The organism is Caballeronia sp. HLA56 (assembly GCF_054655155.1).
Map to the genome: position 1 here is coordinate 1,158,879 of NZ_BAAHOB010000002.1, position 25,289 is coordinate 1,184,167.

Below are 25,289 nucleotides of genomic sequence, written 5' to 3' on the forward strand. Positions count from 1 at the left end.
ACGTCCCTTACGTTCCATCGCAACGTGCGTTAGCGCACAAAACCAGCCACGTCGCTGGCCATACTTGACCCACGTGACCTTCTTCACGTCTGAAAGGCTGCAATTTTCACCGCGACTTATTCAGTAACTGCATTATTTTGAATATGGCACATTGTGCGTGCCCTGCTTCGCCAAAACGGAATGAATATCTAATTCACGATGATCGCGAACGCCTTCAAAAATTGGATGCCCGACGAACTCTTCCTCCGTCTGCAGCATCGCAGGAAGATCGGGCGATTCCCGAGTCTTGCAAATCCCGAAACCTTCAACGAGAAAATGCTCCGGCGCAGTCTGAACCCGGACGCGCGCTTTACCGATCTGGCCGACAAGCTCATTGTGCGTGACTTCGTCAGGCGCGTGATCGGCGAAGAACATCTGATTCCGCTGCTCAAGGCGTCCGAGCTCTTCACCGAAGAGGATTTCGAGGCGTTGCCCGACTCCTTCGTCATGAAGGCCAATCACGGCAGCGGCTTCGTCAAGATCGTCCGCGACAAAGCGGAAACGAGTTATCAGGAACTGAGGACGCTTGCCGACCGGTGGCTTGCAACCGACTTTTCCAGAACCGGGCGCGAGCGGCATTACCGCGCGATTCAACCACGGCTGCTTTTCGAAGCCCTGCTTCTCGATGAACAAGGCAACATTCCCGCCGACTTCAAGATCCACTGCTTCAATCCCGAAGAAGGACCTTCCAAGCTGTTTGTCCTGCTGATCTCCGATCGCTATACGGGCCATCCGCGCGGAGATTTCTTCGATGAATCGTGGAACCATCTCGACATCAGGATCGGACACTATCCGCGTAGTGCGACGCCTTGCGAGCGCCCGGTCAACCTCGACGCGATCCTCGCCAAGGCGAGAGCGTTGTCGGCATCCTTCGACTATGTGCGCGTGGATCTTTATGCACCCGACTGCAAGATCTTCTTCGGCGAAATGACCTTCACGCCGGGCGGTGGACTATATCCCCTCTTCCCGGACAGCGTGGATTATCAGTGGGGGCAAATGTTGCAGGCAGCGCCTCTCTTATCTACGCCGAAAATGTCGACGCGGACGATCGGGTGAATCGGCGTCTGTACGGTTGTCGAAACGCTGACACCGCCCGCATTGGTCACTCAGGCGTGACGTGAACACACTGGGCCATCGGTTCACGTCACGTCACATCGTTTCCCTAAGGCTCTTTCTCTTGAACAACGTCGCGTCCGCGGTTGGGTTGCATTTCGCAAGCCTTCGCTACCCGAAGCGTTCGTGCGTTATCGATGGTTCAAAATTTCGATCACGCTCTCTGCATTGTCTTTACGACGCATTCACGTTTTTTCATATTGCCGCCTCACAAAGCGCCGTTAAGGAAAAGCGTTTGCGCAACTCTGTAGTTCGAGAAGCGACCTGCAAATCCCGGCCGAATTCGTTCAGACTCGAAGTGTTCCGCGTAGTCCCTGGCGTCAACGCAGTCATCGCTTAACGCAGGTCTCGAGGGCTCTCGACCGCGCCTCTGGTCAAGGCAGCGCAGGCATCCTTTCGCCTTCGATTTATTAGTTCGCATTCCTACTATGTTTAAAGAATCGCAATTTTATCGCAGAGTAATTGGAGTTTTCCGCGAGAAGGCGGATTAGCATATTCGATGATTGATCGACGTAGATTTTTAGCTAGCCTGGGCGCGTTGTCCGGAACCTATACATTGGCCGCCTGCGGAGGCGGAAGCGAAAGCGACGTACCGAACTCGACATCGAGCGCTTCCGGGCGGTCCAGACAACTGAATCCCACTGCAAGAGCGGAGTCGCAAGGCCCATCGCCGGATGGCACGACCATTCCTGACGCAACCGCGATCGTGGACAAACGCGGCTCCGTCTGGACGGTGAATAACGGCGTCGTATTTCAGAACGACACGGCAATATCCATTGCCAACGTTTTGATGCTTCTCTGGTCGGGCGGCAAGATCTATCAGAGAAACACGAGCGGGCAATTCTATGTGTGGTCGAATGACTGGCTACTTTGCCGCGACCCGCGCACACCGCTCGCAGCGCAATCCGGCATGTTCTTCGGCATGAACGGTCATTACGATTATCTCTACACGCCCGCGCAAACCATCGCCATTTTGAATGGCATGGGTTGCAGTATCTATCGGCTCGGGTGCAATGAGACGTCGGCTGAACTCAGACCTGTCGCAAGGATGGCGAGGGCCATGAACGGAACGGGCATCGAACTGTTCTGTCTGATTCAACAAGGTTTGACGGATGACTGGGGTAACCTGTTCGGGAGCGAGGCCGCGGCATACGCCAAGGCCTACAGCACAGGCGTGACGGTCGCGAGCACGCTGAAGCCGTACGGCGTGACGATGTACGAATGCGGCAACGAACTCACGCGCCGAGCTCAGACTGTAATCGACTCGAATCGCGCCGGAACGGATGTCGCCGACTTCAACAACGATAACTGGCCGGTCATGCGCGGCGTCATGCGCGGATTGATCGACGGCGTGAAGGCCGCGCAGCCCGACGCCATGTGCGGCATCAACTTCTGCGTGGCGGATATCGGTGCATCGGACGCGTTATGGGAAGGCAATCAGCCGGACGGCACGAGCGGTCATCCCGTAGTCCGCTGGGACATGACGACATGGCATAACTACGAGGTCTATGGCGATTTGTTCGATATCGGTTCGGATGGCGCGGGCCCGCACTTCGACCTGCCGCAATACTGCAAGGCGCGTTACGGCGTTCCCTTCATGATTACCGAGTGGAATGCCAATCCCGAACAAAGCGACGACTACCGGAGCGCGTTCGTGCAGTCCCGATTGCAATCGTTCTACGACGCCCGCAAGACGCACAACATTCAATCCACCATGTATTACGTGCTCGACAGCGGCGACCACACCTTCGGCATCATGCACAACAGCGTGCCGATCTTGCCGACGTATCTGAGCTTCGTGAATTTCGTCCGCTCGCATGCAGATTCCTGATACCGCGCAAACCGCATCACGTTGCGATCTCGCGCGCTTCGCCCGCACACGCCTCGACCAGAATGGCCTCCAGTTCCGCGTGCAACGTGCGGTTGTTGAAGTTCGTTTCGATAGTGTGCCGCGCGGTCGCGCGCATCTTGTCGGTGTCGATCTGTCCTTTGGCGATTTTTTCGAGCGCGGCGGAAATGCTCGGCCCCGAGCGCTCGTCGACGAGCACGCCGGTCTCGCCATCCACCACAAGTTCGGGAATGCCGCTATGACGCGTTGCGACGACGATCGCGCCGGTAGCCATTGCTTCCATGATCGACACCGGAATGCCTTCCATGTCGCCGTTGGCGGCCGTCACGGACGGCAGCAGAAACACGTCGGTGCGCTTTAGTTCCGCGAACACTTCGTCCTGTGCGCGCGCGCCGAGAAAGTTGACCGGATTGCGGTTATTCGCGGCCATCGCGCGCAAGTCGGCCTCAAGTGGGCCGTAGCCGATCACGTTGTATTCCACGGGCAGGCTGCAATCGCGAACGCCGGCAATCGCATATTCAAGGCCTTTTTTCTCGACGAATCTTCCCACGCTCAGCACTTTGAGCGGGCGTCCGGGCTTCTGCTTGTCGGTGGCAAGCGGCAGTTGCTCGACATCCACTCCCACGTGATGCACGAGCGTCCGCGATGCAGGCGCGCCCCAGTCGATCAGGCGCATCCGCCAGAATTCGCTGACCGGCAGCGACAGCGACCCCCGTCCGAAGAGCTGCTTGTAGTGCGGCAGATAACGCTTGACGAGCGCTTCATCGCTCATGTCGAAGCCATGAAAGACGGTGGAGATAGGGCCTTCAAAGTAGCCCGCATCGCGCAGATACATGGCGCGCACGCCGAGGGGACCGAAATGTGCGATCACCGCATCGAAACTTTCGTGCGACATCGCTCCGCCGCCCGAGAGGTCGAACAGCGTCGAGCGGCAACCGGATGTCGCCGCGCGCCAGGCCACGCCGATGCGTTTGCGTCCTTCCGGCGTTGACAGTGAGCTCAGTCCGAAGCGCGCCAGATGCGCAATGCGTGCCGCCGTGCCCTGTTTGCGACGAAATATGCGTAATTCGATCTGGCCTTTGAGCGGATCGTCGGCGCCTTCGTCATAGCGCGCGGCAAGGACGACCACATGATGTCCTCGTTCCGCGAATCCCGCGATCTGACGGACCACGAAGGTTTCCGATGCAACAGGATAGCTGTCGACAACAAACGCGATTTTCATGCGCCTCTCCGCTTCCGCATCATTATTCATGTTGCGGGTACGCTAGTAAGGGGGACGAATCAAATGGTGTGCACGCTTGCCATGCCTTGTTGTCCACACCTGCCCATCGTTCGATAGTGCTCAGGCCAGCATAGTCCAAAATGCCACGCATTGTTGCTTTGCCGCTGGCGCTTCGTTCATCGGTGCCTTTATCTTTGCGCGTCGATGCGCAATTACGCACACCGATGGATCATGCTTTCATCGCGGCAAGTTCCAGACCATGTTGAACAAAGGCGTGAGTCACGCTTTAGGACCGACAACATGAGCAAGCAATTTGCCAGACCGTCGAACGCAACATATTCGCGCACGCGCCAACGCTCGCGATCGCTTGAGGAATGAACGAAGCAGCCACTGGTTAAATTCCACACGTTATGTATTTTTCGTGGAATATAAGCTGATTATTCGTCTGGATATTGTAAAAAGGCACAGGGACGGTTCGCTTCGGCCTCTCAACGGACGCGCTCCTATCGCCTGCGACCGAGCATCGACATACCCGCAAACTGTGCCGCGTCGCCAAGCGCTTCTTCCACGCGAATCGCCTCGTTCCACTTGGCCATGCGTTCCGAGCGCGAGAACGAGCCGACCTTGAGCTGGCCCGCATTCCAGCCAACGGCAAGATGCACGATGGTCGTATCCTCCGTCTCACCCGAGCGCGCCGATACGATCGTGCCAAACCCCGCGTTCTTTCCCGCTTCGAGCGCCGCATACGTCTCCGTCACCGTACCCGCCTGATTCAACTTGATGAGGACAGCGTTGACATCGCGTTGCTCGGCGGCCTTTGCGATGCGCGCCGCGTTCGTCACAAGGTAATCGTCGCCGATCACCTGCACGCGTCCTCCCACCGCTGCCGTGAATCGGCGCAAGCCGGCCGCATCGTCCTCGCTCAACGGGTCTTCCATCGACCCGATCGGGTAACGGTCGCACCATCGGAGCATCAGTTCGCACATGGCGTCGCTGTCGAGCTCGCGGCGCTCCAGGCCGAGCTTGTAACGCCCGCCCGAGCCGAATTCGGATGCGGCGATATCGAGCGAGATGGCGACTTGCTCGCCCGGAACGAACCCCGCTTCTTCGATAGCCGCGACGAGCGTATCCAGCGCCGCTTCGTTGCTCTCGAACACGGGCCAGTGCCCGCCTTCGTCGGCGACACCGGCAAGATGACCACGCTTCGCCATGATCCTGCCCGCAGCCAGATAGACCTCGGCGGTCATCTCCAGCGCTTCGTCGAAACTTTTCGCGGATGGCGCCATGACCATCAGGTCCTGAATATCGATACGCCGGCCAGCATGCGCGCCGCCGCCGAAGATCTGGATTTCCGGGATCGGAACGCTGACGGTTCGGCCGTTGGCGACATAAGCCCACAGCGGCTGCCGACGGTCTGCCGCCGCGGCATGCAGAACCGCAAGCGACGTCGCGATCAACGCATTGCCGCCAAGCCGCGATTTGTCCTCGGTGCCATCGAGTTCGATCAGACGCGCATCGATTTGCGTCTGCCCGAGCGCATCCATGCCGATAAGCGCCGCCGCGATTTCATCGTCGATACCGCGTAACGCATCGCTCACGCCGAAGCCGCCCAGCGCGGCCGCCCCGTCGCGCCGATCCACCGCCTCGAAACGCCCGCGAGAAGCACCCGCCGGGGCCATGCCGCGTCCTTTGGCGCCGCTTGCCAGCGTCACTTCCACTTCCACGGTCGGACGTCCGCGCGAATCCCAAATGCGGCGGCCGTGGACGGATGCAATCGCGCTGCTCATGTTCAGACTCCCGCGGGTTTATCGATGGATGCCGCCTCGTTCCAGCGCTTTCGCCATTGCGCAAGGGAATCGACCGGTTCGATGAGAAGACCGCGCGCAAGTTCGCGCACCGCCTGTATGTCGGCTGGATCTTGCAGGTACTCGACGGGCGATTTGCCATCGACCCGCGCGAGCAACAACGCCGGAAAGAGCCGCGCGCAACGCAGATCTATCCGTTCCGCCGGTTCCCAATCGACAGCCGCCAGATATCGACCGCTCAGGGCGTCGAAGCTTCCGGCATAGCGTTCACGCCAATGCGGATTGAGAAAGCTCTTCAGGACGAGGTGATTCAGGCAGAACGCGAGGTCGAAGGCCGGATCGCCGTAGGTTGCGCATTCGGCATCGAGAAAGACGGGGCCGTCGGCACCGCATAGGATGTTCTTCGGGCTCACGTCGCCATGAACCAGCGCGATGCGCGCAGCCGAAACCGAATCCGCCAGATCGCCGAGTGTGTTCGCCAGGTCGGGATGACGCGCGGCTGTCGCCCGCAGATAAGGCTCGATGCGGATGGACTCGAAGGTATCGTGATTCGCGAACTGCACCGCGAGCGCAGCCGAACCCGCGCTTCGCTCATGAATCTGCGCGAGAAGGAAACCGACTTGCGCGGCGAAGGTGTCGTCGATCCCGCCTTTCAGCAGCTTCGCCTTCCAGACGGGGTTATGTTCCGCAGGAAGATACGCCATCGCGAAGCAGCCGAGCGGCGCGTCTTCGAACAGAAGCGCAGGCACCGCGTGCGGCAGCCAGGTCGCGACACAGCGCAGCCACGCGGCTTCGGCGGCATTGCGGCTGACGGGCGCATGCCAGTCCGCCGCGACCTTGAGCTTGCCGAGCGCGCGCTTGATGCAGAACGTAGCGCGGCGCGCATCGACGCGCCAGATATCCGAAGACACGCCACCCGTCAGGCGCGTGAAGCGCGGTTCTTCGTCGGCATCGAGCAGGCGATGCTGGCGCAACGCGTCAACAAGGTGCGCGAGGTCGGTGGCTTCGGTCATCGAATGTCGGCCGGGCGTTTGGCGAGTTCGGCAAAGTAGGTCCCGGCCTCATGTTATGGGATCGCGCAAGCAGGTGCAACGCGGATGGTAAAGTCACCAGACCATCACATCCGAGGACCGCATATGCGTCTCTTGCTCGCACTCATCCTTCCGTGGCTGCAGTTCTTCACGATCGGCCGACCGATTGCCGGCATCATTTGCCTGCTTCTTCAGATCACGTTGATTGGCTGGATTCCCGCCGCGATCTGGTCGGTCTATGCGCTCAGCCAGTACAACACCGAGAAAAAAATCCAGCGCGCCTTCGGAGCGCGCGGCTGACAGGCAGAACGCGCGGGCGTCAATGGGAATGGCGCGGAACATCGGCGCCACGGCATCCCACGAGAAAGTCGAAGTCGCAGCCCTGATCGGCTTGCAAAACGTGATCGATGTACAGCTTGCCGTAGCCGCTCGTGTTCTCGCCCGCTTTGCGCGGTTCTTCCGCCCAGCGGGCGAGACGCGTCCTCAGCTCTTCGTCGCTGATGTCCAGATGCAGGCGCCCCGCGAAGCAGTCCATCTCGATCCAGTCGCCATCTTCCACCACCGCGAGCGGACCACCGGCGCGCGCTTCGGGCGCTACATGCAGCACCACCGTGCCGTAAGCCGTGCCGCTCATGCGGGCGTCGGAGATGCGCACCATGTCGGTCACGCCCTGCGCCAACAGCTTCGGCGGCAAGCCCATGTTGCCGACTTCGGCCATGCCCGGATAACCCTTCGGGCCGCAGTTCTTCATGACCAGGATCGAATCGGCGGTGACGTTCAATTCGGGATCGCCGATCCTCGCCTTGTAGTCGTCGAAGTTCTCGAACACGACCGCCCGGCCGCGATGCTTGAGCAACGCCGGCGTCGCGGCGGACGGCTTGAGCACCGCGCCGTTCGGCGCGAGATTGCCTCGCAAAATGCACAGCGCGCCGTCTTCCACGAGCGGGCGGTCGAGTGGACGAATCACCTCGGCGTCGTGGATGGGCGCGTCTTTCGTGTTGTCCCAGAGTGAGCGGCCGTTGGCCGTCAGCGCGTCGGGATACGGCAGCAAGCCCGCTTCGCCCAGACGCCGGATCACGCCGGGCAAACCGCCCGCGTAGTAAAACTCTTCCATCAGAAAGCGTCCGGACGGTTGCAAGTCGACGAGCGTCGGCGTGCCGCGGCCGATGCGCGTCCAGTCGTCGAGTTCCAGGTCCACGCCGATACGGCCGGCAATCGCCTTCAGATGGATGGTCGCATTCGTCGATCCGCCAATCGCCGCGTTGACGCGAATCGCGTTTTCGAACGCCTGCCGCGTGAGGAGTTTCGAGAGCCGCAAGTCGTCGAGCGCCATCTCCACGATCCGCATGCCCGACATGTGCGCGAGCACGTAGCGCCTGGCATCCACCGCGGGAATTGCCGCGTTGTGCGGCAAGGTCACGCCGAGCGCTTCGGCCATGCACGCCATGGTGGATGCCGTCCCCATGGTGTTGCAGGTTCCAGCCGAACGCGACATGCCCGCTTCCGCCGACATGAATTCATGCAGCGTGATCTTGCCCGCCTTCACCTGCTCGCTCAGTTGCCACACGACGGTGCCCGAACCGATATCGCGACCCTGATGCTTGCCGTTGAGCATCGGGCCGCCGCTGACCGCGATCGCGGGCACGTCGCAACTCGCCGCGCCCATCAGCAAGGCGGGCGTGGTCTTGTCGCAGCCGACCAGCAGCACGACGGCATCGACGGGATTGCCGCGAATGGATTCCTCTACGTCCATGCTGGCGAGATTGCGCGTCAACATGGCTGTAGGCCGCAGATTCGATTCGCCGTTGGAAAACACCGGAAACTCCACCGGAAAGCCGCCCGCCTCGAAGACGCCGCGCTTCACGTGCTCCGCGATCTTCCTGAAATGCGCGTTGCAAGGCGTGAGTTCCGACCACGTATTGCAGATGCCAATAATCGGCTTGCCCTGAAACTCGTGGTCCGGAATGCCCTGATTCTTCATCCAGCTTCGATACATGAAGCCATTCTTGTCCTGGGTTCCGAACCATTGAGCGGAACGGAGCAGGCGTTTTTCATTGGGCATGACGGATTCTCGACGAGGGTGGCAGGGTGTGCGTGCTTATGTGCGTGCTTCAGGTTCTGGGGACCATCGCGAGCGGCTCGGCTTTGCTCGCGGCATCGGGCGGCAAAGGCGTGCGCGGCTCTTTCGATCCGATGCCTTCGCCGAGCTTCGTCCCATTCGATTTACGGCGCGCGGCATGACGTTCGATGACTCGCTGCAGCAGACAGAACGCGCACAGAAGCGCGCCGATCACGATGCGCGTCCACCATGAACTGAGCGTGCCGTCGAAGGTAATCAAGGTCTGGATGGTGCCGAGAATGCCGACGCCGAACACCGAACCGATCACATAGCCCACGCCGCCCGTGAGCAAGGTTCCGCCGATCACCGTCGCGGCGATGGCGTCGAGTTCCATGCCCTGCCCTTGCAATCCGTAGCCCGAGAGCACGTATAGCGTGAACACCACGCCGCCGAGCGCCGAGCAGAAACCCGAGAGCGCATAGACGCCGACCTTGGTGCGCGCGACGGGCAAGCCCATCAGCAGCGCCGAGCGTTCGTTGCCGCCGACCGCATACACGTTGCGTCCGAAGCGCGTGAAGTGGGCGACGAAGATCGCCACGATCAGCGTGACGATGGCGATCAGCGCGCCCGTCGTGAGCGACGCGCCGCCGACATCCACATGAAAGGCGGACAGCGCGCGGAACGTGGAATCGGTGATGGTGATGGATTGCGTCGTGATGAGAAAGCAGGCGCCGCGCGCGAGGAACATCCCGGCCAGCGTGACGATGAACGGTTGCAGCCTGAAGAAGTGGATGAGCGCGCCCATCGCCGCGCCATAGCAGGCGCCGAAGGCCAGCACGAGCGGCACGATGATCCACACCGGCCAGTGCAGACGTTCGGCGAACACGGCGCACAGGATCGTCGTCAAAGCGACGACCGAGCCGACCGACAAGTCGATGCCGCCCGACACGATCACGAACGTCATGCCAATGGCGACGATCAGCAAGAACGCGTTGTCGATCAGCAAGCCGAGCAGCACTTGCAGCGAGAAGAAGCCGGTGTACATCACCGAGCCGAAGCCGAACAGAGCCGCGAACAGAACGACGGTGACGACGATAGGCAAGATGCGCGGGTCCGTCAGACGGTCGAAGAAACTTTTCATCGGGATGCCTCCGCGAGCGGCTGTTTCGAAGCGGACGGAAAGACGCGTCGCAACTGCCGCATCAGCACGGCGCGCGCGGTGGACGACTGAATCACGCTGACGACGAGCACCACCGCTGCCTTCACCACGAGCGTCGCTTCGGGCGGCACACCGATGGAATAAGTCGTGTAGGTGAGCGTCTGGATGATGAGCGCGCCGAGCACCGTGCCTGCAAGACTGAAGCGCCCGCCGAGCAGCGAAGTGCCGCCGAGCGTGACGGCGAGAATCGCGTCGAGTTCGAGCAGGAGACCGGCGTTGTTGCCGTCGGCGCTGCGCACGTTCGAACTGGCGAGAATGCCCGCCATGGACGCCGTCAATCCGGAGAATGCATACACGCCGAACACGATCACGTTCGAGCGCAAGCCGACGAGCCGGGTTGCAACCGGATTCACGCCGATAGCCCGAATGAAAAGCCCGAGCGCGGTGCGATCGACGAGAAGCGCCGTGAGGATGAGCGCGCCCGCCGCGATCCACACGGAACACGGGACGCCCGCCAGATAGCCGCCGCCGACCATCAAATAAGCCTGCGCGCCGATCGGGATGATCTGGCCGCCCGTCAGCAACTGCGCGACGCCGCGTCCCGCAACCATCAGGATGAGCGTCGCGATGATCGGCTGCATGCCGATGAACGCCACCAGCAAGCCGTTCCACATGCCCGCGAGAACGCCGACCGCGAGCGCCGCCGCGATGGCAAGCGTCACGCGGGAAGGATCGTCGGCGAGGATCGTGGCGGCCGTCGCGCCGGCAATCGCGACGATCGCGCCCACCGAGATATCGATGCCGCGCGTCGCTATCACGAGCGTCATGCCGAGCGCGACGAGCACGAGCGGCGCCGCGCGATTCAAAATATCGACGGGCGCGCCGAACAGGTGGCCATCGAGCATGGCAATCGACAGGAACCGCGGGTTATGCGCCAGATCGAGCAGACACAGAGCGACGAGCGTCACGCATGGCCACACGAGCGGATGCTGCAAGACACCTTTGATACGGTTCATTGCGATCCTCCCGCGATCAGCCGATACACCTCGTCTTCCGAGGTCGTATGTCCCGCGACCTCGGCGACCTTGCGCCGGTCGCGCAACACCGCAATCCGGTGACTCACGCGCACGACCTCGCTCACTTCGGACGAGATGAAGAGAATGCCGAGCCCTTTCGCGCAGAGCGCGAGCACGCGGTCCATGATCTCGAACTTCGCGGCCACGTCTATGCCGCGCGTCGGTTCATCGAGAATCAGCATGCGCGGCTCCGTTGCAAGCCAGCGCGCGAGCAGCACCTTTTGCTGATTGCCGCCAGAGAGCAGACCGATAGGCTGCTCGGCATCGCGCGCCTTGATGCCTAGCTGCTCGATATAGTCGTCGGCGATCTCGCGTTGCTTCGCCTTCCGAATGCAGCGCCAAAGCCCGAGCCGCGCCTGAAGCGCCAGGATGATGTTCTCGCGAATCGACAGGTCCGCGATAATGCCTTCCTTCTTGCGATCCTCCGGGCAATAGCCGATGCCCTGACGCACCGCATCGCGCGGCGAATGCAGCTTGACCGGCTTGCCGGACACCTTCGTCGCGCCTGCATCGGAACGCTCCGCGCCGAAGAGAAGCCGCGCGGTTTCCGTGCGCCCCGAACCGAGCAAGCCCGCGAGCCCGAGTATCTGACCCGGCTGCACGTCGATATCCACGGGATTCATCAAGCCGCGACGGCCCACGCCGCGCATTTCGAGAAACGGCGCAGCCGCGCCTCGTTGCACGGGCGGCTCGGAAGCCGCGTGCTTCAGGCGCTCGGTCATGCGTTCGTGGCCCACCATCTTCGACACGAGCAGTTCGACCGGAAGATCTTTCGCGAGATATTCGCCTTCGCGCTCGCCATTGCGCATGACCGTGATGCGATCCGATACCGCGTAGGTCTGTTCCAGAAAGTGCGTCACGAAGAGAATAGCGAGACCTGAATGGCGGAGCTTGCGCAACACGTCGAAGAGTCGCGTGACTTCGCCGTCGTCGAGACTGGAGGTCGGTTCATCGAGGATCAGGACGCGCGCATCGACCGACAAGGCACGCGCAATCGCCACCATCTGCTGCACGGCGATGGGATACGTATCGAGCGATTTCGTGACGTCCACCGAAACGTTGAGGTCCGCGAGCGCCTTTTGCGCCCGCATGTGAATGCTCTTCCAGTCGATCGCGCCATGCCGCTTCAACTGTCTGCCCGCGAAAACGTTCTCCGCCACCGAGAGATTCGGACACAGGTTCACTTCCTGATAGAGCGTGCGAATTCCGGCGGCTTCCGCTTCCATGGGCGCGGCGAAATTCACGGGACTGCCACCGAGCCGGATCTCGCCTGCATCGTGCTCGTGGACGCCCGTCAGCACATTGATGAGCGTCGATTTGCCGGCGCCGTTCTGCCCCATCAACGTATGAATCTCGCCCGGAAACAAACGAAAATCGACGTCGTGCAGTGCGCGCACGCCGGGGAACGACTTGGACAAACCGATGGTTTCGAGCACGGGTGTGTCGGTCATGGATATCGCCGGAAAGGGAATGAGTCGTCCATCGCGCTCACATGATGGCGCGATGGACGTGCGATGGCGCCCGAGCTTCAGTATTTGCGCTGCGGCAGCGTGGCCGCGGCGACGCTCATCGGGAAAATGGTCTCTTCGGTCACGATACGCTTGGGCAGTTCCTTGCCCGCGACCACATCCTTCACCGCGGTCATCAACTGCGGGCCGAGCAGCGGACTGCATTCCACGTCCACGTTGATCTTGCCCGCGACCATGGCGTCGAAACCGCCCTTGGTTGCATCGAACGAGACGACCGTGATGTCCTTGCCCGGCTTCATGCCCGCCTCCTCCATTGCCTGAATGGCGCCGAGCGCCATGTCGTCGTTATGCGCGTAGACCACGTTGATCTGCTTGCCGTAGGTCTTCGCGAAGGCTTCCATGACCTGCTTGCCGCCAGCGAGCGTGAAGTCGCCGCTTTGCGAGGCGATCACCTTGAACTTGGGATCGTTCTTGATGACTTCGAGCAGACCCGCACGCCGGTCGTTCGCCGGCGCCGATCCCACCGTGCCCTGCAACTCGACGATATTGATCGGCCCCTTCTCGTTCTTGTAGCGTTCTTCCAGCCACTTGCCGCCGCGCCGGCCTTCTTCGAGGAAGTCCGAGCCGATCATCGTCACATAGAGCGACTTGTCTTTCACGTCGATGTTGCGGTCGGTCAGGATCACGGGAATCTTGGCGTTTTTCGCTTCGATGAGAATCGGCTCCCAGCCCGACTCGACGACCGGCGAGAACGCGATCACATCGACCTTCTGCGCAATGTAGGAGCGTATGGCCTTGATCTGATTTTCCTGCTTCTGCTGGGCGTCGGAGAATTTGAGGTTGATGCCCGCGTCTTTCGCGGCGGACTTGACCGAGACCGTATTGGCCGTGCGCCAGGCGCTTTCCGCGCCGACCTGTGCGAAGCCGAGCGTGATCTTCTTGTCGTCGGCGTGTGCATTCACACTCGCGGCGAGTACCAGCACCGAACCAAGCATTGCGCCGAGCACCGCGCGTCGGGTCTGTTTCATGGCTGTCTCCTGATTGGATCATGTGCGCCGCGGCTCGAAGTCCGGGGTCGAAGGCTCAGGCTGAGCCCCGGGCAAGGTTAGCCCTCACTCCCATGATGGTCCAATCACTTATTCAGCGATCCCGATACCAATGTTGATATAGTGGAAAACGCGATTCGGGCTTACCCGGTCAGGCGCTCAGGGCATCGGCGGATACGCCGTATACTTCGGCGGCGGCGTCGTGAAGCGCATGCAGCACCACGGTCGCCGCGGGCGAAAGCGCATGCGCTTGCCGCGTGATGATGCCGAATGCATCCATGCGGCAAGGCAGGTCGATTGCAAGACGCTTGAGCGTGCCGAAGCGCTCGTATTGCCGCGCCACTTCATCGGGCATGACGGCGAGCATGTCGCTCTGCAACAGAAGGCTCGATATCGCCAGAAAGTTGTTGGTGTTGACCACATTCCGCGGCGGGTTCAGCCCAAGCTCCGCGAACGCCATGTCGATACGATGCCGCAAGACACTCCCCGGCGGATGCAGCACCCATTCGGCGTCGGCGACACCGCTCATGGTGAGCCCCGCAGTCTGTTCGAGCGGATGCCCGGGGCGCACCACCACGCACAGCGGTTCATCGGCGATGGGCGCGTATTGCACGGCGGGCTTCAGTTGCACGTGCTGCTGGAGCACGCGGCCGATCATCACGTCGAGTTGCCCCTGCGTGAGAAGCGGCAGCATGACATCGGAAGTCTCCACCTGCAGCCAGATTTGCAGTTGCGGATACTGCGCCTTCACGCGTCCGATGGCGAGCGGAACCATTCTGGCCGCCGCCGCCGCGATCACGCCGACGCGCACTTCGCCCACCAGACCGGCGCGCAAGGCGGCAATCTCGTCTTGCGCCTTGTTGAGATTCGACAGCACCATGCGCGCATGACGGATCATCACTTCGCCGTAGAGCGTCGCCTGCATGCCGTGCGGCGTGCGATCGAAGAGACGCACGTCCAGCACATCTTCGAGTTCCTTCAGAAGCCGCGATGCCGCTGGCTGCGTCATGCCGAGGACATCGGCGGCACGGCGCACGTTGCCCTCTTCCTCCATCGCGGCGAGCAACAAGAGCTGGCGCGTCTTGAGCCGCGCGCGCACGAACCAGTTCGAGTGTCCCTGTGTCAATGCCGTCTCCCGGTTTTATGTTCGTGGTCGCCCGATGCCTGGCGTTATCGCCCGGCGCGCAACTCGCGCACGCCACGGCCGAGCCTGCGGCGCAGCAAGGTGCGCAAGGTCGCCGTATCGGCATAGCCGACTTCGCTTGCAATCTTCTCGATGTCGTAGCCGATAGCGACGAGGTGCTGCGCGCGTTCTATGCGCAAATCCTGAAAGAACGCCAGCGGCGACTTGCCGAGCACCGACTCGGTACGGCGCTGCAACGTGCGCGGCCCGACCGACAAGGCACTCGCCGCCGCCTGAAGCGAAAAGCCCGCCGCGAGATTGTCGCGCGCCCATCGCTCGAAACGCGCGACCAAAGGGTCGGCATGCGCAAGATGATCGGGGATGATGTATTCCGCCTGCGACGCACGCTTGTCGATGAGCATCATGCGAGCGACACGCGTCGCCAGTTCGGGACTCGCCTGACGCAGCAACCATAGCGCGAGATCGAGATGACCCATTGCGGAGCCCGCCGTGACGACGCCTTGCGATGCGACGACCATTCGCGAATCGTCGAGCATGACGGCCGGATAGCGCTGTCGGAAAAACGGTGCAAGCGACCATGTGGTCGTGGCCTTGCGATGATCGAGCAAACCGGCTTCGGCCAATATGAACGTGCCGATGCACGCCGCCGCTACGCCCGCGCCCGCAGCGTGCCGCGCTTGCAGATAAGCGATCGCCTCGCGCGTGTCGCGACGTTCGAGCGCCTCGGCAAGCCGCTCCGGCTGCCTCACGTTCAGCGCGGGCACGACGATCCAGTCCGGCGACGGCGCGCTGCTCGCCAATTCGACCGAAGTCGACAAGCCATGCGCGGTGCGAATACGTCTGCGCATGCCGATGAGCCTCACCTCGAACGGCGCGGCCTCGAACCCTTGCGCGGCGGCCACTTCGTTGGCCATCGAAAAGGTATCGAGAAACACGGTCAGTCCGGTGTCGAACAGGCCGTCGAGCGCGAGGATTGCCAGTCTCATGTCGCAAATAGTGCTAATAATGTCATTTGCGACTATAGCCCCGTGCGCCCGGGCCGTCTAGACTGCACAGCAATCACACGCCATTGGAGCGCCCATGAGCCATCCGAAACCTGCCGACCTCGACCGCCCTATCTGGGAGGCGCTGACGACCCGACACGCACACCTCGCGCTCGGCGACACGCTCGTTCGTCGATATCATCCCGACGTCGCGCCGTTCGCCGCGCTGGCAACCGCAACGCCGGATGCGTATGACGCCCTTCACCGCCTTCTGCAGCCTGGGCAGCAAGTAGCCTTGCTCTCCACGGAGCCCTTGCCGTCATACGATGCCTTGCAGATAACGCGTGTCGGCATCCTTCATCAGATGGTCGCGAACATTCGCAAAGCGCCCAAAGCCACAAGCGTCGAAAAGCTGGATGTGATCCGACTCACGCAGGCAGATAACGACGACATGCTGGATCTTGCCGGAAGAACGCGGCCCGGGCCGTTCTCCGTGCGGACCCGCGAGACGGGCAATTACATCGGCGTGCGAGACAACGGGCGGCTCATTGCAATGGCCGGTGAACGCCTGCATCTGGATGGTCACGTCGAGATCAGCGCCGTATGTGTCGATGAAACGCATCGCGGCAGAGGCCTTGCCGGGCGGCTCATGCAGATCCTGCAACGAGAGATCGAGGCGCGCGCGGAGACACCGTTCTTGCACGTGTTCAGCGACAATCTCGCGGCTATCGGTCTATATGAACGTCTCGGCTTCGAGTTGCGGCGCGCGTTTCATCTCGCGCGAGTCGAGCATGCGGCCTCGCGCGAATCGATTTGAAGCATCAGGCGTCAGGCATCAAGGCGCGGTGCCGACCGGTTCGCCGCGCCGCTTCTCGGACACAGCCGCGAGCGTCACGCGATTGCGTCCGCCGCTCTTCGACACATACAAGGCTTCGTCGGCGCGGCGCATGGCGTCGTCGATAGTCGAGCCGCTATCGGGTCGAGCCACCACCACGCCGATGCTCACGGTCGTCGGAGGAAATTGCTGGCGAAGTCGCGCGCCGTTCGAATTGGCCACATCGATACGCATGGCCTCCGCCACCGCCTCCGCGCGGCTGCGGGTGCAGTCGGCGAGCGCCACGACAAACTCCTCGCCGCCGTAGCGCGCGACCAGATCGTGCGGTCCTCTCGCATGCTTCACGAGACATTCGGCGATGAACTGCAACGCCCGGTCGCCGGCTTCGTGGCCGTGCGTGTCGTTGTAAGCCTTGAAGCGATCGGCATCGACGAAAAGCAGCGCGACCGGATAACCTTCGCGCGCCGCCGAGGTCCAGAGTTCGTCGAGCGCCGCATCGAGCTTGCGGCGGTTGGCGACGCCGGTCAGACCGTCCGTGTCCGCGATCTCGACGAGCTTCGCCTGCGCCGCGTCGCGCTGGCGCACCGCGAAGACCAGCAGCCAGACCACGATGGTGAACGCGCCCGCCACGGCCACCACCAGCGTGCCGATGATAAGCGAGTGCTGCTGCCATTCCGAGGTCACGTCGTCCTTTCCGAGCGCCACCATCATCACGAGATTGCTGCCGCGCACGCGCGCAAACGTCATGATGCGGTCGACGTTGTCGACGGGCGAGCGCGCGTCGAACGAGCCGCTCTCGACGCCGAACATCTTCGAGAAGATCGGCCAGCCGCGAATGCTGCTGACGCTGCCCGGACGCAGCTTCGGATTGCGCGCGACGATGTCGCCATCGCTCTGTACGATCGTCGCCGCGCTTTCGTGGCCGAGCCTGATGTCATCCACCAGTTGCTGGAAGTAATCGAGGTTGATGGAGATGAGCGCGACACCGCCGAAGCTGCCATCGGCTTTGGAGATCCGCCGGCTGAGGGCAATCGATGGCGCGCCGTTTCGCAGACGCGACGCGTACGGCTTAGAGATGAAGAGCCCGACATTCGGATTGGCGCGATGCACCGTGAAGTAATCCCGATCGGAGAGATCGACGGTCGGAAGAAGCCGCGCGCGGCCCTGCACGATCCGGCCGTGTTCGTCGAGCGCATAGATGCCGCTGATATAAGCGGCGGTGGTCGAACGGTCGAAGAGAATCTGCCGGCGCAGTTCAGGCGGCAGCTTCAATATGGTCGGGTCCGCCATGCCGTCGACGACGGCCTGCAGCGAGAGATCGTAGATTTCGAGGTTTCTCGACATGTCGCGCGCGAGCGCCACCGCGACGTTCGCCGACGTGCGGCGCGCCTTCGCGATGGCTTCCTCGCGGCTCGAGATCAGCACCGCGACGGTGGCGATCAACACGATGACGCTCGCCAGTGTCGCGCCGAGCGCAACCAGCACCGAGTGTCTGTCGACCCACGATGCCGGGCTTTCTGCTCGGACGCTCCTCTTGAACCACGGTCCCAACGATTCTCTCCTGCCGAACCCCGCCACGCGACGCTCGACGACTCGCTTTCTTATTCGTTGCTAAAGAGCCGGTATAGCGGACTTCTGCTCGCTGTCCGCGCGGCTCGCATCAAGGTTTACGGCCAGATTGCGCAACTTTTGAGCCCGTGCCGGCCAAACGATGAACGCGGAGTTTACCGGAGCCGGAGCCAAGCGCCACGGCCATTCCGCTGCCGTCTAGCAATCAAAAAACCACAGGCAATTAAGTCGGCAACAAGGCGTGCTACCATCAACCGTATGAGTATTATGAAATAGTAGGTACGTCTTACGACGTCCAGACCTTTCCCGTTCGCCTGACAAAGCCCCCTTCGGCACGATGCGAGCAAGCTTAGCGGAGCGAACATCCGCAGCTAGAAACCAGGCGTGATACGGGCAGGAGGTCGCGGGCGCGCCACCGCCAAGGAATTTGAATCGATGTTTCGCGCAAACATGTGCCGGCGTCGGATGACTCCCCTTAGCGTGACCGGGGTGTTTAATGACTGAGTTCGCGACTCAACATTCCGACCCGTCGGACCGGGTTTCGTTTCCTCCGCTCAATTTCAGGGCTGCCCGCCGGCGGCTCGTCCTCGCGCTGACCGCCTCGGTGGTCGTGCCGCTGAGTCTGTCGGCGCTTTACGCCTACTACACCTACGAACGTGCGGTCGCGGAGCAGTCGGAGATACTCAATCGGCTGGCGTGGGTCGCGGAAGGCAAACTCACCAATCTGCTCGACTCGAACCGCGACCTCATCTCGCGCGTCCAGGACGTGGTCGGAACGGCGGACGAGCGGCAGATTCTGCGCGAACAGGCAAGCCTGCACAGGAAACTCGAAGCGCTCGTCGCCAATCATCCGCAGGTCGTCGCGCTCTCCATCGTCGATAAAAACGGCCAGTTGATCGTCAGCAGCCGCTTCTCCCCGACGCCCGACGTCTCTATCGGCGACCGCGGCGACTTCATGGCGACGCGCGCGGCCTCCTCGCAGCTCTATGTCTCGCTGCCCGAGCGCGGCCGCGTTCAGGGCACCGATATCGTGAACACGCTCGCCGCCCGCACCGCTCCCGACGGGCGCTTTCTCGGCGCCATCGTCGTTTCCCTGCATCGCTCCTACTTGCTGCAGTTCTATCAGCGGCTCATCGCCGAGACGCCTGCGTTGACGGTCGGCCTCTATCGCGCCGATGGCGGCATTCTGCTTCGCCTGCCCGCGCCACGTCTGGCGAACCCGCCACCGAAGCACGAGCCTCTCGCGGCCGCGTTCGCGCGAGGGGCGGAACAGGGCATCATCAAAATCGATTCGCCGCTGGACGGCACCCGCAAGATGCTCGCGTACCGGCGCGCCGGTCAGTACCCCGTCTACGTTTCCGCCGGCTACGCAATCGACGATGTGGTCAGCAACTGGCTGCGCGACGACATGTCCCTCGTGGCCGTCGCGCTAATTCCTTGCATGTGTCTGTGCGTGCTGATCGTGTTTTCGCTGCGGCGTCTTCGCGCGGAGGAAACCTCCTGGCAGAACTGGCGGCGCGAGCTGTCGCGGCGCCGCTCGGCGGAAGCAGCCACGCGCAAGATGCAGCGCATGGGCGCGCTCGGCAATCTCGTCGCGAGCGTCGCCCATGACTTCAACAATCTGCTGATGGTCGTGACGGCCAACATGGAGATCGTCCGGCGCAAGAACTACAACGGCGTCAAGAACGAGATCGATGCAGTGGAGCGCGCCTCCACGAGCGCGCGGGCGCTCGCGCGCCGTCTCATGAGCGTGGCGCGCCGACAGCCGTTGCAGATGCAGACCCTGCTACCCGGCGCGTGGCTGCTCGAAACCGAGGCGCTGATCCGCTCGGCTGTAAGCAGCAAGGTCGCCGTGCAGATCGAAGTGGCGGAGGCGTCGTGGCCGATCAAGGTCGATCCGTCGGAGATCACTTCGGCGATCATCAACATCGCGGTCAATGCAAAGGACGCGATGCCGCAAGGCGGCACGTTTGTCGTTCGCTGCAGGAACGTGGCGTTATCTCAAGGGCGCTACGAGCTCGAAGCCGGCGAGTATGTCGAATTCTCCTGCCAGGACAGCGGCACCGGCATGACGCGAGAAGTCGCGCAGCACGCGTTCGAGCCGTTGTTCACCACCAAGCAGGCTGGCGCGGGAACCGGGCTCGGCCTTGCACAAGTGCTCGCCATGGCCGAACAGGCGGGCGGCAAGGCACGCGTGGAAACCGATGTCGGGCGCGGCACCACAATCTTCTTCTACCTTCCGCACTGGACGGCGGGCGTCACGGAAGCATCTCCGGCGGAGCGCGAGGGTGCCATCGAACCGGGCGGCGCGAAGTCCACCATACTGCTCGTCGAAGACAACGAGGAAGTGGCGGCAGGGCTCGTCGCCGTTCTCGATGTGCTCGGCTGGAGCGCGCGTCACGAGCCTTCCGGCGATGCCGCGCTCAAGGTGCTGGAAGAAGGCCTCGAATTCGACCTCGTTCTGTCCGACATCCAGATGCCCGGAACTTGCGATGGCATCGGCCTCGTCGAATGGATCAAGCGGCAACGCCCCAAGCAGGCCGTGACGCTGATGACGGGTTATGCGGAGCATCTCGAACAGGCGCGACGGCTCGGTGTCGCCGTGCTTTCGAAGCCGTTCAACGCAGACGATCTGGACATGTTGCTCAAGGGCGTGGCGCTATCGTCACGCCATGCGTGAAACTTGAGCGTTGAATTTCGAACCGGCGTTCGCAAGTTTTCTCAAGTCCGCGACCTTTCGGTCGTTAATCTGGTCACGGATTGATTGTGCAAGAGACTGCCGCTGATTCAGGCGATCGTCGATCACATAAAGCGCTGCAGTCCCAGGGGGTTGTCAAAAGTCTGATTCGCTGCGTGGCGACTTGAAGGGCGTGCGAGAGCACGCCCTTTCTTTTGGACGGTCGTAACGCTCGACGACTTTCTTCAAAGACTGCGCAACCAGTCTTGCCACCGCGGCGCCTCGATCACCGAGCGTGCGCGCATGAACTTCCACGCGCCGTATTTGGCGTAGTCGAAATCGAGCGTGGAGATTTCGTTCTGCAACATGGACCAAGTGGCCCACTTGATATCGGCGAGCGCCTTGTGCACGGTGACGCGTGCCATGACGTCGTTGCTCACGCGGCCGAAGTATGTCTCGACCAGTTCCGTTTCCACGTCGGCCGTGAAGAACATCTCGCCGGAGAGCGCGCCGATGTCATAGCAGCGGTCGTTATTCGATGCGTATTCGTAGTCGATAAGCAAGATCGTACCCGCATCGTCGCGCAGAAAATTGCCCGGCATGGGATCGTTGAAGCACGGCACGATATCCAGTCCCGATGCCTCCAGCGCCGCGCGCGCCTCGCGATAGCGCGCGTGAATCAGCGCGAAGTCGGCGGGCAGCGTGCCGCCTACTTCATGCACTTGCGCGACGTGTTCATCGATCAGATCGAAAATGGTCTTCGTGAGCGGCAATGGCGGCGCGCCGTGCAGCGTGCGATACGCGTGCATGACCGAAGCGCGCACGTTGCGCTCCAGAAAGTCGCGGTTCGAGCAGGTCGCGCGGCCTTCGACGAAATCGTTGATCTCCACGCCCTGCTCGAAAGCATAGTCGTAAAGACGCGGACCAATGCCGATCTGCTCCGCGAGCCGGCTTGCGGCAAACGCAGCCTTGCGGTCGATGAACTGCTCCGTGCCCCGGCCCGGCACCTTGACGAAATAGCTTTGCGCTTCGCCGTCGACCCACACGCGCCAGTTCGTGTTGCTGATGCCGCCCAACACGGGCGCATAGCGCAACGCGCGGCCCGACCACGGTTCGATCCTTGCAAGCACCGCTTCCACCTCGCGCTCGGCGTCGCACGCGGCGGCGCCCATCGTCTTGATTTGCATGAGCATGACCTCTCAAATCGATGCCGGCGCGGCGTCGAGGTTCCAGCGCGGCAGCGCCATGGAGCAACGCAGCAACCGCCATTGCGCATACTTGAGGAATTCAACGTTGCGGCGCGGCGAGTCGCGGTCCATGCGCATGCCCCACAAGCCCCAGCGCAAGTCGTCGGCGAACGCGTAGGCGCGGCAGCGCGCGAGCATGCGTTCCGAGGCGGCGCCCATCGACTTTTCGATGGCCTGCATCCAGTCGTGTCCGAAGCCAAGCACTTCATTCAACGTGACGGCCAGGTCGAACGCGGGATCGGTGTTCGCGGCTTCGTCGAAGTCCACCAGCATGAGTGCGCCATCGTCGTGCAGCATGACGTTCGATGTCACGCCGTCCGCGTGGCAAGGGCGAACGTCGGCACCGGCCGCGTCGATTGCCGCGCGCAAGTCGCCCGCGAGATCGACCCATGACACCTGATCCGGCGTCAACGGCATGCCTTCGGCAAGATGCTCGATACGCTCGAAAACGTTCGTCGTGCGCGCAAACGCAGGCAGCGAATGGATGGCGCGCTTCGCTTGCAGGAGCGCGTCGAGCGTGGCGGGTCGTGCGAGATCGTCGAGATGCGCGGTGCGCCAGCCGTCATCGAGAAAGTCGAAGACGGTCGCGCCGTGTGCTTCGCTCACGTAGTGCGCCGCCGGTGCGAGACCCAGCGATGCCGCCGCTCGCGCCGCAAGAAACGACGCGCCGGTATCGATGAATTCTGTCAGATCGCCGTGCGCCACTTTCATGAAGAACGTCGCGCTGTCGTCCACGCGCACGCGCCAGGCGCTATGCGACACGCCGCGATGCATCGGCGACATGACCGGCGCAAACGCGGGCTCGTGACGTACGTCGACACCGCGCCATGCATCGATTGAGGCGATTGCCGCTGCGGCCGCTCTGGCCGCCACTTCGGCGGGGTTGCGCTCGCGCGCGGTCGTGTTCATCGCCGAGGCTCCCAGGCGGCCGCCGCGACCGGATCGCCGCGCGATACACACAAGCGATACGCCGCGCCCATGAGCACGGTCATGCCCGTGTCGAGGTCCTCGCCATGTGTTTCTTCGTTCTCGTTATGCGCGATGCCGCCCACGCTCGGCACGAACATGAGCCCGGTCGGGCAGACATCGAGCAGGCTCAACGCGTCGTGGCCCGAAATGGTGTCGATGTCGCGGCTCTGCACGCCCGCCGCCCGCGCGCAAGTCCGCACGAGATTGCCCACTGCGGGCGGCAGTTCTCGGATCGGCCGGCTCGTGCGGCTCAGGATTTGCACGCCCACGTTCGCGCGCTTCGCGGCTTCGTCGATGCACGCGAGAATGCGCGCTTCGGCTTCGCGAAGAATGGCGTTATCCACGGCGCGCAGTTCCACGGACAAGTCGGTTTGCGCCGGCACCACGTTCGGCGAGTTCGGCTGCACGACGAGCCTGCCGACAGACGTATGGATGCGCTCCGGCCATTCGTCCGCGATGGCGCGCACGTCGCAGATCAGCTTTGACGCAGCGAAGAGCGCGTCGCGGCGCGCGTGCATCTTGGCGGGCCCCGTGTGCGCCTGCTCGCCCATGAAGCGCACGTCCATTTTCGCGGCGCCCCAGTTGCGCGTCACCACACCGACAGGCACCGATTCGGCTTCGAGCAACCCGCCTTGCTCCACATGCATTTCGACATAGCACGCGGGCACGGGCGGCGGCGCATCCACGCCGTCATGACCGATGGCGGCAAGCGCTGCGGCGAGCGTCACGCCGTCGTCGTCGATACTGGCAAGGGCATCGGCCACGGCGATCTTGCCGGTGAACGTGCCGCTGCCAAGCAAGCTCGGACGAAAGCGCGCGCCCTCCTCGTTCGTCCAGTTCACCGCGCAGAAGTTGGCGTTGAAAGATGCGCCCGCGCGCTTGGCCAGCATCAGCCGGCGGCCCGCCTCGAACGCGGCAAGCACGCCCAGCACACCGTCGAAGCGTCCGCCGCGCGGCTGGCTGTCGAGATGCGAACCCATCATGACGAGCGGCGCATCGGCCGCCGCGTCGGTCAGGGTGAAAACGCCGAACTGGTTGCCCACCGCATCGGTGACGACATGCGCGCCGGCATCGCGAAGCAGCGTGGCGAAGGCATCGCGCGCCGCGCCGTCTGCCGCGCTCGCACAGAGGCGCGTGACGCCGCCCGTCTTCAAGCCGCCGAACGCGGCAAAGCGCGTCAGCAAGGCCGCAAGCGTACCCGGTTCACCCGCGCCGAGCGCCTCAGGCATGAATGATTGTGATGTCATGCTCGGCGAATTTATCCATGAAAGGCTTGGGCGGCGCGCGGTCGCACACCACCGTGACAGGTTGGGAAATGGGAAAGGTGTTGAGATAAGCTTCGCGCCCGAACTTGTCGATATCCGCGAGAATCACCGAATGACGTGTCTGCGACTTGAGCACGCCACGCAAATTGGACTCGTGTTCCTCGTAGTCCATCCAGCCGTGCTTCAGGTCGCACGCCGCGATGCCCATGAACGCGGCATCGTAAAAAAAGCGTCTTGCATAAGCGAGCGTCTCGTAACCCACTAGCGCGTTGTCCTTGCCGCGCAACATGCCCGGCGTAAGGTTGACGCGGCTCACGCTCGTGCCGAGCAAGAGCGCGATGTTGATGGAGTTGGTCGTCACCGTCACGTTACGGCCGATCAGCCGCCGCGCGAACGCAATGGTCGTCGTGCCCGAGTCGATGAACACCGACATGCCGTCTTCGATGAGCGGTTCCGCAAGTTCCGCCACGCGCGCCTTCCCCTTTACATTGACCTTGCCGCGTTCGGTCACGGGCCGCTCGACATCGAGCCGTGGCAACACGGCGCCGCCGTAGATGCGGCGCAGCAAGCCGCTTTGCTCCAGTTCCTTCAGATCGCGCCGGATGGTTTCCTCGGCGACGTCCAGTATCTTCGCGAGCGGCGTAACCGAAACGCGGCCCTCGTCGCGAAGGCGGGTGAGAATTTCTTGGTAGCGGTGCTCGGACATGGTCTCGTTACTGGAAACTGCCTCGT

At 62.5% G+C, this 25,289-nt stretch carries 20 protein-coding genes; 5 read left to right on the top strand and 15 right to left on the bottom strand.

Features of this window, described 5'->3' with window-relative positions:
* Positions 1-225 precede the first annotated feature (225 nt).
* Together ACYQ47_RS11655 and ACYQ47_RS11660 are read left to right on the top strand one after the other, a co-directional pair.
* Positions 226-1,095 carry an ATP-grasp fold amidoligase family protein gene (locus ACYQ47_RS11655; RefSeq protein WP_459905449.1) on the top strand — a complete coding sequence of 290 codons (870 nt, stop codon included), beginning with the start codon at positions 226-228 and terminating at the stop codon, positions 1,093-1,095.
* A 556-nt stretch (positions 1,096-1,651) separates the two neighbouring features.
* On the top strand, positions 1,652-2,983 hold the full coding sequence (locus tag ACYQ47_RS11660; RefSeq protein WP_250511135.1) for a hypothetical protein: 1,332 nt from the start codon (positions 1,652-1,654) through the stop codon (positions 2,981-2,983).
* Between the two features lie 16 nt (positions 2,984-2,999).
* Here the strand turns inward: ACYQ47_RS11660 and ACYQ47_RS11665 are convergent, their stop codons facing one another.
* From ACYQ47_RS11665 to ACYQ47_RS11675, 3 genes are all read right to left on the bottom strand, one after another.
* Complete coding sequence (locus ACYQ47_RS11665; RefSeq protein ID WP_250511134.1) at positions 3,000-4,223, bottom strand: glycosyltransferase; 1,224 nt, start codon at positions 4,221-4,223, stop codon at positions 3,000-3,002.
* 503 nt (positions 4,224-4,726) lie between these two features.
* Positions 4,727-6,010 carry a phosphopyruvate hydratase gene (eno, locus tag ACYQ47_RS11670; protein WP_459905450.1) on the bottom strand — a complete coding sequence of 428 codons (1,284 nt, stop codon included), beginning with the start codon at positions 6,008-6,010 and terminating at the stop codon, positions 4,727-4,729.
* Between the two features lie 2 nt (positions 6,011-6,012).
* Positions 6,013-7,041 carry a phosphotransferase family protein gene (locus ACYQ47_RS11675; protein WP_459905451.1) on the bottom strand — a complete coding sequence of 343 codons (1,029 nt, stop codon included), beginning with the start codon at positions 7,039-7,041 and terminating at the stop codon, positions 6,013-6,015.
* 123 nt (positions 7,042-7,164) lie between these two features.
* Between ACYQ47_RS11675 and ACYQ47_RS11680 the strand changes: the two genes are divergently transcribed.
* A complete protein-coding gene (locus ACYQ47_RS11680; RefSeq protein ID WP_244830248.1) occupies positions 7,165-7,359 on the top strand; it encodes a YqaE/Pmp3 family membrane protein in 195 nt (64 codons plus the stop codon).
* Between the two features lie 19 nt (positions 7,360-7,378).
* Here ACYQ47_RS11680 and ACYQ47_RS11685 read toward each other — a convergent pair whose 3' ends face one another.
* From ACYQ47_RS11685 to ACYQ47_RS11715, 7 genes are all read right to left on the bottom strand, one after another.
* Positions 7,379-9,121: an IlvD/Edd family dehydratase gene (locus ACYQ47_RS11685; protein ID WP_459905452.1), complete on the bottom strand. Its 1,743-nt coding sequence runs from the start codon at positions 9,119-9,121 to the stop codon at positions 7,379-7,381.
* Between the two features lie 49 nt (positions 9,122-9,170).
* Positions 9,171-10,259, bottom strand: a complete 1,089-nt coding sequence (gene yjfF, locus ACYQ47_RS11690; protein ID WP_250468155.1) for a galactofuranose ABC transporter, permease protein YjfF — start codon at positions 10,257-10,259, stop codon at positions 9,171-9,173.
* On the bottom strand, positions 10,256-11,293 hold the full coding sequence (locus tag ACYQ47_RS11695; RefSeq protein ID WP_250494290.1) for an ABC transporter permease: 1,038 nt from the start codon (positions 11,291-11,293) through the stop codon (positions 10,256-10,258). The genes yjfF and ACYQ47_RS11695 overlap by 4 nt, the downstream gene beginning before the upstream one ends.
* Positions 11,290-12,804: a sugar ABC transporter ATP-binding protein gene (locus tag ACYQ47_RS11700; RefSeq protein ID WP_459905453.1), complete on the bottom strand. Its 1,515-nt coding sequence runs from the start codon at positions 12,802-12,804 to the stop codon at positions 11,290-11,292. The genes ACYQ47_RS11695 and ACYQ47_RS11700 overlap by 4 nt, the downstream gene beginning before the upstream one ends.
* A 77-nt stretch (positions 12,805-12,881) precedes the next feature.
* Positions 12,882-13,817, bottom strand: coding sequence for an ABC transporter substrate-binding protein (locus ACYQ47_RS11705; RefSeq protein ID WP_370652268.1), 936 nt, complete (start codon positions 13,815-13,817; stop codon positions 12,882-12,884).
* A 202-nt stretch (positions 13,818-14,019) separates the two neighbouring features.
* Positions 14,020-14,994 (bottom strand): LysR family transcriptional regulator, encoded by a 975-nt coding sequence (locus tag ACYQ47_RS11710; protein ID WP_244830242.1) that lies wholly within the window; start codon positions 14,992-14,994, stop codon positions 14,020-14,022.
* A 44-nt stretch (positions 14,995-15,038) separates the two neighbouring features.
* On the bottom strand, positions 15,039-15,998 hold the full coding sequence (locus ACYQ47_RS11715; RefSeq protein ID WP_459905454.1) for a GlxA family transcriptional regulator: 960 nt from the start codon (positions 15,996-15,998) through the stop codon (positions 15,039-15,041).
* Positions 15,999-16,092: 94 nt separating this feature from the next.
* Here ACYQ47_RS11715 and ACYQ47_RS11720 point away from each other — a divergent pair, with 94 nt between their 5' ends.
* Complete coding sequence (locus tag ACYQ47_RS11720; protein ID WP_459905455.1) at positions 16,093-16,812, top strand: GNAT family N-acetyltransferase; 720 nt, start codon at positions 16,093-16,095, stop codon at positions 16,810-16,812.
* A gap of 18 nt (positions 16,813-16,830) precedes the next feature.
* Here the strand turns inward: ACYQ47_RS11720 and ACYQ47_RS11725 are convergent, their stop codons facing one another.
* Positions 16,831-18,381 carry a GGDEF domain-containing protein gene (locus ACYQ47_RS11725; RefSeq protein ID WP_309848008.1) on the bottom strand — a complete coding sequence of 517 codons (1,551 nt, stop codon included), beginning with the start codon at positions 18,379-18,381 and terminating at the stop codon, positions 16,831-16,833.
* Positions 18,382-18,895: 514 nt separating this feature from the next.
* Between ACYQ47_RS11725 and ACYQ47_RS11730 the strand changes: the two genes are divergently transcribed.
* Positions 18,896-21,079, top strand: coding sequence for a hybrid sensor histidine kinase/response regulator (locus ACYQ47_RS11730; protein ID WP_309958433.1), 2,184 nt, complete (start codon positions 18,896-18,898; stop codon positions 21,077-21,079).
* 242 nt (positions 21,080-21,321) lie between these two features.
* On the opposite strand, the gene ACYQ47_RS11735 is transcribed toward ACYQ47_RS11730, so the two are convergent.
* Genes ACYQ47_RS11735 through ACYQ47_RS11750 form a run of 4 tightly spaced genes read right to left on the bottom strand, consistent with a single transcriptional unit; the run spans position 21,322 to position 25,263 of the window.
* The gene (locus tag ACYQ47_RS11735) at positions 21,322-22,263 is read right to left on the bottom strand and encodes a phosphotransferase (protein ID WP_459905456.1); all 942 of its coding nucleotides are present in this window, start codon (positions 22,261-22,263) and stop codon (positions 21,322-21,324) included.
* A 12-nt stretch (positions 22,264-22,275) separates the two neighbouring features.
* Positions 22,276-23,232, bottom strand: a complete 957-nt coding sequence (locus ACYQ47_RS11740; protein WP_459905457.1) for a phosphotransferase — start codon at positions 23,230-23,232, stop codon at positions 22,276-22,278.
* Positions 23,229-24,539 carry an allantoate amidohydrolase gene (locus tag ACYQ47_RS11745; protein ID WP_459905458.1) on the bottom strand — a complete coding sequence of 437 codons (1,311 nt, stop codon included), beginning with the start codon at positions 24,537-24,539 and terminating at the stop codon, positions 23,229-23,231. Before ACYQ47_RS11745 ends, ACYQ47_RS11740 begins: the two co-directional genes overlap by 4 nt.
* Complete coding sequence (locus ACYQ47_RS11750) at positions 24,514-25,263, bottom strand: DeoR/GlpR family DNA-binding transcription regulator (protein ID WP_244830234.1); 750 nt, start codon at positions 25,261-25,263, stop codon at positions 24,514-24,516. The genes ACYQ47_RS11745 and ACYQ47_RS11750 overlap by 26 nt, the downstream gene beginning before the upstream one ends.
* Between the last annotated feature and the right edge of the window lie 26 nt (positions 25,264-25,289).